This is a genomic window from Saccharothrix syringae (assembly GCF_009498035.1).
Classification (GTDB): Bacteria; Actinomycetota; Actinomycetes; order Mycobacteriales; family Pseudonocardiaceae; genus Actinosynnema; species Actinosynnema syringae.
The window spans coordinates 6908835-6921572 of record NZ_CP034550.1; the positions used below are offsets into that span (position 1 = coordinate 6908835).

At 73.3% G+C, this 12738-nt stretch carries 8 protein-coding genes and 1 pseudogene; 1 reads left to right on the forward strand and 8 read right to left on the reverse strand.

All coding sequences use genetic code 11. From position 1 onward, the window contains the following. Positions 1 to 77: 77 nt before the first annotated feature. From EKG83_RS29305 to EKG83_RS49850, 5 genes and pseudogenes are all read right to left on the reverse strand, one after another. Positions 78 to 1250: a mandelate racemase/muconate lactonizing enzyme family protein gene (locus EKG83_RS29305; RefSeq protein ID WP_033433779.1), complete on the reverse strand. Its 1173-nt coding sequence runs from the start codon at positions 1248 to 1250 to the stop codon at positions 78 to 80. A 1-nt stretch (position 1251) separates the two neighbouring features. Next, positions 1252 to 2079, reverse strand: a complete 828-nt coding sequence (locus EKG83_RS29310) for a carbohydrate ABC transporter permease (RefSeq protein WP_033433778.1) — start codon at positions 2077 to 2079, stop codon at positions 1252 to 1254. Beyond that, entirely contained in the window at positions 2079 to 2906 is an 828-nt protein-coding gene (locus EKG83_RS29315) for a carbohydrate ABC transporter permease (protein WP_228122265.1), read from the reverse strand. Before EKG83_RS29315 ends, EKG83_RS29310 begins: the two co-directional genes overlap by 1 nt. Before the next feature lie 90 nt (positions 2907 to 2996). Continuing rightward, positions 2997 to 4259 carry an ABC transporter substrate-binding protein gene (locus EKG83_RS29320; RefSeq protein WP_033433776.1) on the reverse strand — a complete coding sequence of 421 codons (1263 nt, stop codon included), beginning with the start codon at positions 4257 to 4259 and terminating at the stop codon, positions 2997 to 2999. A 126-nt stretch (positions 4260 to 4385) separates the two neighbouring features. Then, positions 4386 to 5771 (reverse strand): annotated as a pseudogene (locus EKG83_RS49850) (RICIN domain-containing protein); the annotation flags it as partial. A gap of 424 nt (positions 5772 to 6195) precedes the next feature. Between EKG83_RS49850 and EKG83_RS29330 the strand changes: the two are divergent. Further along, the gene (locus EKG83_RS29330; protein ID WP_033436011.1) at positions 6196 to 9057 is read left to right on the forward strand and encodes a glycosyl hydrolase family 95 catalytic domain-containing protein; all 2862 of its coding nucleotides are present in this window, start codon (positions 6196 to 6198) and stop codon (positions 9055 to 9057) included. A 45-nt stretch (positions 9058 to 9102) separates the two neighbouring features. Here the strand turns inward: EKG83_RS29330 and EKG83_RS29335 are convergent, their stop codons facing one another. The 3 genes from EKG83_RS29335 to EKG83_RS29345 are packed head-to-tail and all read right to left on the reverse strand — an operon-like array spanning position 9103 to position 12701. Continuing rightward, the gene (locus EKG83_RS29335; protein ID WP_033436010.1) at positions 9103 to 10137 is read right to left on the reverse strand and encodes an ABC transporter permease; all 1035 of its coding nucleotides are present in this window, start codon (positions 10135 to 10137) and stop codon (positions 9103 to 9105) included. Continuing rightward, a complete protein-coding gene (locus EKG83_RS29340; protein WP_033436013.1) occupies positions 10130 to 11635 on the reverse strand; it encodes a sugar ABC transporter ATP-binding protein in 1506 nt (501 codons plus the stop codon). The genes EKG83_RS29335 and EKG83_RS29340 overlap by 8 nt, the downstream gene beginning before the upstream one ends. 19 nt (positions 11636 to 11654) lie before the next feature. Further along, a complete protein-coding gene (locus EKG83_RS29345; protein ID WP_033436009.1) occupies positions 11655 to 12701 on the reverse strand; it encodes a sugar ABC transporter substrate-binding protein in 1047 nt (348 codons plus the stop codon). Positions 12702 to 12738: the final 37 nt, after the last annotated feature.

Below are 12738 nucleotides of genomic sequence, written 5' to 3' on the forward strand. Positions count from 1 at the left end.
GGCGGCGGGGGTGGGGTGCTCGGGCGTGCGGTGGGGCGCGCTCGGGCGTGCCCGAGGCGGTCGCCACGACGTGGCGGTCAGGACGGCAGCGGGTCCGGGCGGTCGGGGTCGCCGACCGGCGGCAGGCGCTGCCCGGCGCGTTCGGGCCGGACGTGCGGTCCGCCGGGCACCGGGGCCGCGGGCCGGTGGGGCGCGGGAATCGCCCCCTCGTCGACGCGGATGCCCAGCCCCGGGCCGTCGCCCAGGACGAACGCACCGCCCTCGACGTGGTGCCCGACCGAGACCCCCACCGGCGGGTGCAGGTCCTGCAACTCGCTGACCAGGTGGTTCGGCACCGACGTCGCGGCGTGCAGCAGCCCGACCGGGGTCGTGCCGACCGGGCTCACGGGCAGGTCGTGGGCGTGCGCGAGGGCCGCGACGCGCAGGAAGTGGGTGACGCCCCACCCCGCCGACGCCTGCACGACGTCGACCGCGCCCGCCGCGAGCAGCGGGCGGTACTGCTCCAGCCCGGTCAGGTTCTCCCCGCTGGCGACCGACGCCCGCACGCCGCGGCCGACCACCGCGTGCCCCTCCGCGTCCCACCTCCGGACGGGCTCCTCGACCCAGGTCAGGTCGAGCACCCGTTCCAGCTCGGCGACGTGGCGCACGGCCTGCTTGCGGTTGAGGGCCTCGTTGACGTCGAGCATCAGGCCGGGGCGCGCCCCGCGGCCCGCGGCGGTGAGCACGTCGCGCACCAGGACGAGGCGGTCCCGGTCGCGGCCGACGTCGAGGCCCCCCTTGAGCTTCGCCGACCGCACGCCGCGGTCGGCGTAGGTCTCGTGCACCGCCACCAGCTCGTCGTCGCCCAACGCGATGTCCAACCCGGAGGCGTAGGCGGGCACCCGGCGGTCGCGCCCGCCGAGCAGCCGCCATAGCGGTTCGCCGGCGACCTGCGCCTTGATGTCCCACAGCGCGGTGTCCAGGGCGCCGATGGTGCCGAACACCGCGCCCGCGTGGCCGGCCTTGAACGTCCGGCGCAGCATCCGGTCGTAGAGGGCGGTGACGGCGCGCGGGTCCTCGCCCTCGACGGCGGTGAAGACCTCCTCGACCCCCACGTGCGACCCGATCCCCACGCCGGTGACGCCCACGTCGGTCTCCACGAGCAGGAGCGGCACCCGGACGACGCCGTCGGCGAAGACGCCGTTGGCGTCGCCGACCGGCCGCCCCCAGTCCTGGACGGTGGTCAGGGCCCGGTAACCGGTGATGCGCATGTCAGCCCCTCGTGGCTCCGGCCGTGACGCCGTCGGCGATCCGGCGCTGCAGTAACAGGTAGACGACCAGGACGGGTACCGCGGCGACCAGCACGCCGGAGGCGAAGACCGGGACGTCGTCCGAGTACTGCCCCCGCAGCGAGGTCACCCCGACCATGAGCGTGCGGTGGTCCGCCGACGGCATCACCAGCAACGCGATGAGCACGTCGTTCCAGCAGAACAGGGCGTCGAGCACGCCGACCGACAGGAGCGCCGGCGCGCCCATCGGCAGCATGATCCGCCAGTAGGCGCCGAGCGCCGTGCTGCCGTCGACCCGCGCCGCGTCCACGATCTCCGCGGGCACGGTCGAGTAGTAGCTCGTCATCAGGAAGACGGTGAACGGCAGGAACTGCGCCACGTACGCGAGCACCAGCCCGGGGTAGGTGTCGACGAGGCCGGTGTCGGCCAGCACCCGGGTGAGCGGGACCATGATCACCTGGAAGGGGATGAACAGCGCGGCCAGGCAGCCCAGGTACAGCACCGACGAACCGCGGAACCGCAGCCGGGCCAGCGCGAACCCCGCCATCGAGCCGAACAGCAGCAGCAGCGCGACCGAGCACGCCACCACGACCGTCGAGTTCAGGAAGTACCGGGACGTGCCGACGCCCGCCCACGCCTCGGCGAGGTTGTCCCACCGCGGCGACCCCGTCGGGGCGAACCGGTCGAGGACGTACTCGCGGCGGCTCTTCACCGCGACGTTGGCGGTGAACACCAGGGGGTAGGCCGTCGCCAGCGCGAGCCCGGCCATCGGTACCGCGACCACCCACCTGCCCCACCGCCCGCCGGCCATCAGCCCTCCCGGCCCGCGCGCCGCAGGACGCCGACCTGGGCCAGCCCCACCAGCAGCATCACCAGGAACAGCGCCGTGGACGCCGCCGAGGCGAGCGCGGGCCGGTCGAGCTGCCCCTGCTGCACCCAGATGTAGTACTCGGGCAGGTAGGTGGACGCCTCCGGACCGCCGCCGGTCATCACGAACAGCAGGCCGAACATCGAGGTCAGCATCCCGATCATGGTGGTCGCGAAGACGAACTGGATCGTGCGGGCCAGGCCGGGGACGATCACGTGCCGGAGGGTCTGCGGCAGGGACGCGCCGTCCACCCTGGCCGCGTCCAGCAGCGAGGGGTCCAGCGTCGAGAACCCGGCCAGGAAGACGACCAGCGCCATGCCGAACGTCGCCCAGACGTGCACGCCGACGACCGCGAAGATCGCCACGTCCGGGTCACCGAGCCAGTCCACCGGCCCGAGGCCCACCACGCCGAGGAGGTCGTTGAGCGGACCGTCGTAGCCCAGGAGCAGGGTGAAGATCGCGCCCACGATCACCGGGGAGAGCACGGCCGGGAAGAAGTAGACGGCCCGGTAGACCCGGTGCCCGGGCACCCGCAGGTGGATGGCGGTGGCGAGCAGCCCCGGGATCGCCACCGCGACCGGGAGCAGCAGCACCAGCAGGCCGACGTTGCCCAGCGCGGTGCGGAACAGCGGGTCGCCGAGCAGCGTCGCGTAGTTGTCCAGGCCGACCGGCGTGCCGTTGAGGTCGCCGTCGCCGGTGAAGGAGAAGTTGACGCCGAGCGCCAGCGGCCACAGGCGCAGCGCGACGACGATCAGCACGGTCGGTGCCACCAGGGCGAACGGCGCCAGGCGCTCGGTCCGCGAGCCCCGGCGGGGTCGCGCGACCGGTGCCGGGGAGGGGTGGGGGCCGGTCGGCACGGATCAGCCCGCCCGGTCCGAGGCGGCGAGCTGCGCCAGGGCCTCGTCGACGGTGGTGGAGCCGCTGAGCAGCTGCTGCGACAGGCGTCCCATCAGGTCGACGGTCGTGCTGGGCAGGGCGACGTGCAGGGCCGGTTTGCCGGTCTTGATCCCCGCGGCGATGGCGGTGGCGGCCGGGCCGCCGGCGGAGACGTCGATGCCGGTGTCGGAGGTGATCGCGCCCGCGTCCGCGGAGAAGGCCGCCAGGGCCCCGGTCGAGGTCAGCGAGCGCACCAGGTCGGCGGCCAGCGCCGGGTCCCGGGTCCACTTCGCCACCCCGTAGCCGATGCCGCCGTCGTAGGGCAGGCTCGGCGTCGCGGCGGGGTCGACCACCGGCGCGGCCATGACGCCGATGTCGTCCGGGTCCAGGAACTCGGCGAAGTCCTTCCAGTGCCCGACGTCGGACATCAGGCCGATGACGTGCGCGGCCCGGCCCGACTGGAAGAGCGCGAACGCGTCGTTGAACATCGCGGTGGAGTTGACCCCGTCGTTGTTGAGGCCGGCGGCGTCGACCTGCTGCCACAGCTCGAAGATCCGCTTCACGCCCGGTGAGGTCCAGTTCCGCTTCCCGGCGGTCCACGCGTCGTACTCGGCCGGCGAGAGCACCGCGGAACCCATGCAGGACAGGAAGAACTGGATGCCGATGCCCTCCTTGTTGCCCACGCCGAAGCACGTGGCGCCCGTCCGGTCGGCGATGGTGCGGCAGTCCTCGACGAAGTCGTCCCACGTGGTCGCGGGCGCGTCGGGGTCCAGCCCCGCCCGCTCGTAGAGCGCCTTGTCGTAGTAGAGGGGGTGGCCCTGCAGGGTCACCGGTGACGCGTAGGTCTTCCCGTCCTTCGTGAACGCGTCCCACCCGACCAGCCGCTGCCGGTCCCCGGCGACGTACTCGTCCAGCGGGAGCAGCGAGTCGGCCCGGTCGCGGATCCGGCCGCCGCCGTTGAACAGGATGACGTCCGGCCCCCGGCCGGCTTGGACGGCGGCCCCGAGCAGCGTGTAGTACTGGTCGAACGGCTGCGCGACGAACTCGACCTCGACGTCCGGGTGGCCCTTCGCGAAGTCGGCCCTCGCCCGGTCCAGGTAGGCGGCCGAGGTCGCGTCGCCGGACTTCCAGTCCCAGACCACCAGCCGGTCGGCCGAACCGCCGGACGAGTCCGGCGCCGTGGCGCTCCCGCAGGCCGCGCAGAGCACCAGGACGAGGACGAACGACCACGACAAGCGCTGCTCCATCGTTGCTCACTCCATCCGGGCGGCGACCGGGCGGCCCGGCCGCTCGGGGAACGCGGGTGCGCGGCGCGACCGGGCGGCGGGGCTCCCGCGCCCGGGAGCCCCGCCCACCCGCGGCCGGTGCGGTCAGAACTGCGAGATGAACCTCCACGCCTCGGCCTTGGTCCACGTCCGGGCGCCGTTCTCGGTGTAGGTGCCGTCGACCGGGCCGGGCGTGTGGCCGTTGTCGTACGCGGCCCACTGCACCGGGTAACCCGCCCGGCACGAGTAGGTCGTGACCACGTGGGACAGGCTCCCCTGCGCCGGCTCGCGCGGGTTCTGCGGCGTGCACCCGTTGTTCGCCACGAACCGGTCCCGCAGCGACCGCCCCATGGAGATGTTGAGCACGTTGTCCGTGATGCCGTGCAGGCCGAAGTAGGCGATCGGCTGGCTGCCGCCGCTGCACCCGCTCAGCTGGGCGCCGGAGTAGACGACCACGGCCCGGAACACGGTCGCGCGGGCGCAGGCGAGCGCGTAGCTCATGCCGCCGCCGTAGCTGAAGCCCATGGCGAAGCGCAGCTTCGGGTCGACGCAGAGGTCGGCCTCGATCCGCTTGATCATGTCGTCGGTGAAGGTGACGTCCTCGCCGCCGGAGTTGGCCCAGCCGTTGCCCAGGCCCTGCGGTGCGACCAGGATCGCGCTGTTGTTCGACTGCTCCTGCATCCCGTAGTAGGACCACGCGGTCCCGCTGCTGCCGCCGGAGGAGACGTCGTTCATGGTGCCGCCCCGCCAGTGGAACGCGAAGATCAGCCGGTACGGGCGGTTGTTGTCGTAGCCGTCGGGCACCCGCAGGACGAAGCTGCGGCTCTTCCCGCCGCTCTGGATCGTGTACGTGCCGCTGCGCAGCGTCGGGGCCTTGCCGCAGCCGCTGCCGCCGGGGTCGCCGCCACCGGACACCTTGGCCAACTGCCACTGCTGGTTGGTGCCGCCGTGGTCGGCGTACTGCACGACGTTGGCGTTGTCCGCGGTGGACGCGCCCTGCACCTCCACCGCCTTGCCGCTGTGCCGGGCGATCAGCCGCACGTACCCGCCGTCGGAGTCGGCCAGGCCGAACTGCTGGTTGGTCCCACCGTGGTCGGCCCACTGCTGGATGGCAGTGCCGTCGGCGGTGGAGGAGCCGGGTACGTCGAGGACCTTGCCGGAGTGGCGTGATTTGAGGCGGTAGTAGCCGCCGCCGGAGTCGACGAACTGCCACTGCTGGTTGTTGCCGTCGTTGCGGGTCCACTGGGTGATGCGGCCGCCGTCGGCGGTGGAGAGGTTGTAGACGTCCAACGCCTTGCCGCTGCCGCGGTTGACCAGGACGTACCACGCGTTCGTGTCGACCGTCGCCGCCGAGGCCGGTGGCGCGCCGACGCCGGTGACCGCGCCGGCCCCGGTGATCGCGCCGGTCGCGAGGACCACCGCCGCCACGGCGGTCGTCACCGGCCTCCGGCGACGCGGGGGTGAGGAGGCGGGTGCCTCGCCACTGGTGTTCATCGAGCACTCCTTCGGTTCGGGGCGAGGTCCCGCGGGCGCGCACCCCGGAACGCCCCGAGGGCGCTCCGGAAAGGGCGGGCGGTGGAATTCGACCGAGGCAAGTGGTGGAATCTCGCCGATGCGGCGCACCGGGGCCTTTCCGGCACCGTAGCCACCGGCGACACCGGGCGTCAACGCTCGATGTTGCTAAAATTGTGAGCGATAACTTTTAGTCGGATCAGCGAATCTGGCCCCTCCGATGGTCATCACCGGGTGTCGAATGCGAATTCGAAGAGGTCAGCGACCGATGGCGCTGTTATCGCTCACATGTGCCCGGTCCTGGTGATTGACGGCCCTGTTCAAACCTGGCTACGTTGCCCGGAGGCTTCCTTTGAGCTGTGACCTCAGCGCCTTGTCCCGCACCTTACGAAGAGGGGATTCGAGGATGCCCGACCTGCCACGAAGGCAACTGATGAAGTTCGGCGCGGCGAGCGCCGGGGCCGCGCTGGTGCCGGGCGGTTGGTCGGCGGTGGCCCGCGCCGGTTCGCTCGCGCCGCCGGAGGTCCGCGCGGTCGGCGACCTGGCGCTGTGGTACGACGAGCAGGCCGGTTCGGAGTGGCTGCGGGCCCTGCCGGTCGGCAACGGCCGCCTCGGCGCGATGGTCTTCGGCAACGCCGACGTGGAGCGGTTGCAGCTCAACGAGGACACGGTCTGGGCGGGCGGCCCCCACGACTACACCAACACGCGGGGCGCGAGCGCCCTGGCGGAGATCAGGCGGCTGGTGTTCGCCAACCAGTGGGCGCAGGCGCAGACCCTCATCGACCAGGCCATGCTGGGCAACCCGGCGGGCCAGCTCGCCTACCAGACCGTCGGCGACCTCAGGCTCACCTTCCCCTCCCCCGGCGCGGTGTCCGGCTACCAGCGGTGGCTCGACCTGACCACCGCCACCACCGCCGTGACCTACGTGGCCAACAACGTGCGGTACCGGCGCGAGGTCATCGCCAGCGCGCCGGACCAGGTGATCGCGGTGCGGCTGACGGCCGAGACGCCGGGCGCGATCTCGTTCACCGCCGCGTTCAGCACGCCGCAGCGCGCCACCGCGTCGAGCCCGGACGGCACGACCGTCGCGCTGGACGGCCGGTCCGGCGACCAGCGGGGCATCGCGGGCGCGGTGCGGTTCCTCGCGCTGGCCAAGGCCGTCGCCGAGGGCGGGACCACCAGCAGCTCCGGCGGCACGCTGCGGGTCACCGGCGCCACCAGCGTGACCCTGCTGATCTCGATCGGCACCAGCTACGTCGACTACCGCAACGCGAACGGCGACTACCAGGCCATCGCGCGGGGACGCCTCGCCGCCGCCCAGGGCACCGCCTACGACGTGCTGCGCGCCCGGCACGTGGCCGACTACCAGCGGCTGTTCGGGCGCGTCACGCTCGACCTGGGCCGCACCCCGGCGGCGGACCAGCCGACCGACGTGCGGATCGCGCAGCACGGCGCCACCGCCGACCCGCAGTTCTCCGCGCTGCTGTTCCAGTACGGCAGGTACCTGCTGATCTCCTCGTCGCGGCCGGGCACCCAGCCCGCGAACCTCCAGGGCATCTGGAACGACTCGCTGACCCCGTCGTGGGAGTCGAAGTACACCCTCAACGCCAACCTGCCGATGAACTACTGGCCGGCCGACTCGACGAACCTGCCCGAGTGCCACGAGCCGGTGTTCCGCATGATCGACGACCTCGTCGCGACCGGCACCCGCACCGCGCGGGCCCAGTACGGCGCCGGCGGCTGGGTCACCCACCACAACACCGACGGGTGGCGCGGGTCCTCGGTCGTCGACGGCGCGCTCTGGGGCATGTGGCAGACCGGTGGCGCGTGGCTGTCCACCATGGTCTGGGACCACTACCTGTTCACCGGCGACGTCGCGTTCCTGCGCGCCTACTACCCCGCGATGAAGGGCTCCGCCCAGTTCTTCCTCGACACCCTGGTGGAGGAACCGACCCTGAAGTGGTTGGTCACCAACCCGTCGAACTCGCCGGAACTGCCCCACCACGCCAACGCCAGCGTGTGCGCCGGGCCCACCATGGACATGCAGATCCTGCGCGACCTGTTCGAGGGCTGCGCCCGCGCCTCGGAGGTGCTGGGCGTGGACGAGGACTTCCGCGGCCGGGTCCGCGCGACGGCGCAGCGGCTGGCGCCGACGCGGGTCGGCTCCCGGGGCAACGTGATGGAGTGGCTCTACGACTGGGTGGAGACCGAGCCGAACCACCGGCACGTCTCCCACCTGTACGGGCTGCACCCCAGCAACCAGATCACCAGGCGGCGCACGCCCCAGCTGTTCGAGGCCGCCCGCCGGACCCTCCAGCTCCGCGGCGACGCGGGCACCGGCTGGTCCCTGGCGTGGAAGATCAACTACTGGGCGCGGCTGGAGGAGGGCTCCCGGGCGCACGACCTGATCCGCTCCCTGGTCACCACCGACCGGCTCGCGCCCAACATGTTCGACCTGCACCCGCCGTTCCAGATCGACGGCAACTTCGGCGCGACCTCGGGCATCGCCGAGATGCTGCTGCACAGCCACGACGGCGAGCTGCACGTGCTGCCCGCGCTGCCGCCCGCCTGGCCGGCCGGCAGCGTCACCGGCCTGCGCGGCCGGGGCGGGTACACCGTCGGCGCCACGTGGAGCGGTGGCGGCGCGACCGCCCTGACCGTCACCCCGGACCGCGACGGCACCGTCCGGGTCCGCAGCCGGATGTTCACCGGCACGTTCGAGCTGCGCGACGCGACCAGCGGCACGGCCGTCCAGCCGGCCAGGCCCGAGGCCGACGTGGTCGAGTTCGCCGGGCAGGCGGGCCACACCTACCGCGCGACGGGCCAGGGCGGCTCCGGCGGGGTGGTGCAGCCGGGGGTGTACTACCGGCTGGTCGCGCAGCACAGCGGCAAGCCCGCCGACATCAGCGGCGCGTCCACCGCGGCCGGCGCGCTGCTGCAGCAGTGGACGCCGACCGGCGGGACCAACCAGCAGTTCGACTTCCTGGCCACCGGCGACCAGTACCGCGTCCGGGCCCGGCACAGCGGCCTGGTGCTCCAGGTCGCCGGCACCGGCAGCGGCGCCGACGTCACCCAGCAGCGCGACGCCGGCACCCCGAACCAGCTGTGGCGGTTGGTCGACCACGGCGGCGGGGTGGTGAGCCTGGTCAACCAGCAGAGCGGCCTGGCGCTGGACGTGTGGTCCGCCTCCACCGCCGACGGGGCGCGGATCTCGCAGTACGCCCTCTCCGGCAACGCCAACCAGCGCTTCCAGCTCCAGCGCGTCTGACACCGGTGGCGGAACGGCCCGTCCGGCTCCGGACGGGCCGTTCCGCTACTCCTGCGCCCTGCCCCCGGTCACCCGGGACAGCGCCAGCGCCACGAGGATGATCGCCCCGTTGAGGGCACCGATCCACTGGGCGGGCACCCCGCCGAGGGTGAGCACGTTCTGGATCAGGAACAGCAGCAGGATGCCGGTGAAGGCGCCGAACACCGTGCCCCGGCCCCCGTTCAGGCTGATCCCGCCGATGACGGCCGCGGCGAAGACGGTGAAGATGTAGCCGTTGCCCTGGGCCGAGGCCACCGACGCCAGGCGCCCGGACAGCATCAGGCCGCTGAGCGCGGCGAGCAGGCTCGCGGTGACGATGACGATCCACAGCACCCGGTCGGTGCGGATGCCGGCCGCCTTCGCCGCGTCGGCGTTGCCGCCGATCGCGTACAGGGCGCGGCCGAAGCCGGTGAAGCCGAGGACCACGCCGCCGAGGGCGAACAGGGCCAGGCACACCCACACCGACGCGGGCACCCCGAACCACTGCGCGGTGCCGAGGTAGAGCATGGACTCCGGGAGGCCGAAGAACGTCTGGCCGCCGGAGATGCCGGTCAGGGTGCCGCGCAGCACGATCAGCATGCCCAGCGTCACGACGAAGCCGTTGAGCCCGAAGCGGATGACGAACAGGGCGTTGACCACGCCGACCAGCACGCCGACGGCCAGCGCCACGGGCACCGACCAGCCGCCCGGCAGCAGGCCGAGGCCGTGGCCCGCGCCGGCGGGCACCGCCAGCCACGCGGCGACGCCGGGGGCGAGGCCGACCGTGGACTCCAGCGACAGGTCCATCTTCCCGACGACCAGCACCATCGCCTGCGCCAGCACGAGCACCGCGATCTCGGACATGGTCTGGAGCACGTTGAGGAGGTTGTCGACCCGCAGGAACACCGGGCTGACCACCTGGCCGACGACCGCGATCGCCAGGATCGCCGGCACCAGCGCCAGGTCCCGCAGCCGGCCGGCCGCGATCCGCCTGCGGCCCGTCGGGCGGCCCTCCTCGTCGCCGCCGGCCGGGCCGTGCACGGCGGTCGCGGTCTCAACCATCGGGGTCCACCCCTTCCATCGCGGCCACCAGGTCGTGCTCGTGCCAGCCGGCGGTCATCTCCGCCACCACGCGGCCCTGGAACACCACCAGGACCCGGTCGCACATGCGCAGGTCGTCGAGCTCGTCGGAGGCGACGAGCACGCCGGCGCCGGACCCGGCGACCTCCTCGACCTTGTCCAGCAGGAACTCCTTGGACCGCACGTCGACGCCGGCGGTCGGGTCGACCAGGACCAGCAGCCGGGGGTCGTTGGCCAGCGCCCGCGCCAGGACGACCTTCTGCTGGTTGCCGCCGGAGAGGTCGGCGACCGGGGTACCCGGGCCGGGCGCCTTGATCGCGAGGTTCGCGATCATCCGCCGGGCGAACGCGTCGCGGCGGCGGCCGTCGACGAACCCGGCGGGCCCGAGCCGGTCCGGGACGGTCAGCGTGCAGTTGTCCGCGACGGACATGCCCGGCACGAGGCCCTGGTGGTGCCGGTCGCGGGGGACGAACCCGACGCCGGCCCGCAGCGCGGCGGGGACGCTGCCCGGCCGGGGCCGGGACCCGGCGACCAGGACCGCGCCCGCGGCGGCGGTCCGCAGCCCGGCGACGGTCTCCGCGATCGCGACGCGACCGCTGCTCGCCGCGCCCGCCAGGCCCACCACCTCCCCCGCGCGGACCCGGAACGACACGTCCCGGTACGCGCCGGGCAGGGACGCGCCGACCACGTCGAGCACCACCTCGGCGTCGCCCGGCGGTCGACCGCGCGCCCGGCGGGCCCCCGGCGCGGCGTCGCCGGTCATGGCCGCGACCAGCGCCGACCGCGACAGCTCCGCCACCGGCGCGGTCAGCACGTGCCGGGCGTCGCGGAACACCGTCACCGCGTCGCACAGCTCGTAGACCTCGTGGAGGTGGTGGCTGATGTAGAGGAACGCGACGCCCTGCCGGCGGAGGTCGTCGACCCGGCCGAACAGCCGGCCGATGGCCGCCGAGTCGAGCTGGGCGGTCGGCTCGTCCAGGACGACGAAGCGGGCCCCGAACGACAGCGCCCTGGCGATCTCGACGAACTGCCGCCGCTCGACGTCCAGCTCACCCGCCGGGGTGCGCACGTCCACGTCGACCGACCAGGTCTCCAGCAGCTCCCGCGCCCTGCGGTGCACGGTCCGCCAGTCGATCAGCCCGGTGCGGCCCCGGTCGTACCGGTTGAGGAACAGGTTCTCCGCCACGGTCAGCCCGGGGATGATCGTGGACCGCTGGTAGACGCACGCCACCCGCCGCCGCCAGGCGGCGCGGTCGGCGAGCCGGGGCGCGGGCTCGCCGCCGAAGGCCACCTCGCCCTCGTCCGGTGCCCGCAGGCCGGTGAGGACGGACACCAGGGTGGACTTGCCCGCCCCGTTGCGCCCGACCAGCGCGTGGACCTGCCCGGCCTCGACCCGGATCGAGGCCCCGCGCAGCGCCACGGTGGACCCGAAGCGCTTGGTGATGCCCCTCGCCTCGGCGACGGGCGTGGTCGTGGCCATCTCGCGCACCGCCTCCCGGTCAGCCGCGCTCGTTGCCCCACAGGGACCGGTCGTCGTGCTTGAGGCTCGGCACGCCGTCGTAGGTGCCGCCGTCCGCGGTGACCAGCGGGGCGGGGAGCTGGTCCTCCAGCACGCCGTCGCGCACCTGGACGATCGTGCTGCCGTGGTCGGTCGCGCCCGGCGCGAAGCTCCTGCCGTCGATGGCGGCCTTCAGGTAGTGCAGGGCGTACTCGGCGTAGAGGTCGGCGGGTTGCGACACGGTGGCGTCGATCCGGCCGCCGGCGATGTCCGCCAGCTCCTGGGGGATGCCGTCGTTGGAGACCACGAACACGTGCCGGGGGTCGTCCGGGCCGACCAGCAGGTCCTTCTGCCTGAGCACCTGGAGGGTCCCGGCGAGCGCGAAGCTCGACTGCATGTAGACGCCCCGGATGCCCGGGTGGGCGGTCAGGTCGGTCTGGAGCTTCTGGGCCGCGACCGCGCCGTCCCAGTTGGTGGCCTCGCCGTAGACGGTGATGCCGGGGTAATTGGCCTTCATGCAGTCGTTGAACGCCTCGGTGCGGTCCCGGCCGTTGACCGAGGCGAGGTCGCCCTGGAGCATCACGACCTCGCCCTTGCCGCCGAGCTTGGCGCCGAGGAACCGGCACGCCTTCTCGCCGTAGGCCCGGTTGTCGGCGCGGACGACCATGAACACCCGGCCGGTGTCGGGGCGCGTGTCCACGGCGACCACCGGGATCTTCCTGGCCTCCAGCTGCGCCAGCGTCGGCGCGATGGCGGCGGTGTCCTGCGGTGCCATCGCGACGCCCTTGACGCCCTGGCTGATGAACGCCTGGGCGTTGGCGGTGAGCTTGGCGACGTCGTTCTGCGAGTTGGTGGTCCTGAGCTCCAGGCCGAGCGCGTCGGCGAACCCCGGGGTGTAGCCGATGTAGGAGTTCCAGAAGTCGGTGTCGGACCGGGGGTAGTCGACGCCGACCACCGGGGCGCCGGAGCCGGGCTGCCCGGCGTCCGGGGAACCGCAGGCGGCGAGGGCGAGGGCAAGGACGGCTGCGACGCGGAAGCGGGTGGTCACGGCGTTCCTCCCAGGGCCAACCGGCACCATGACATGG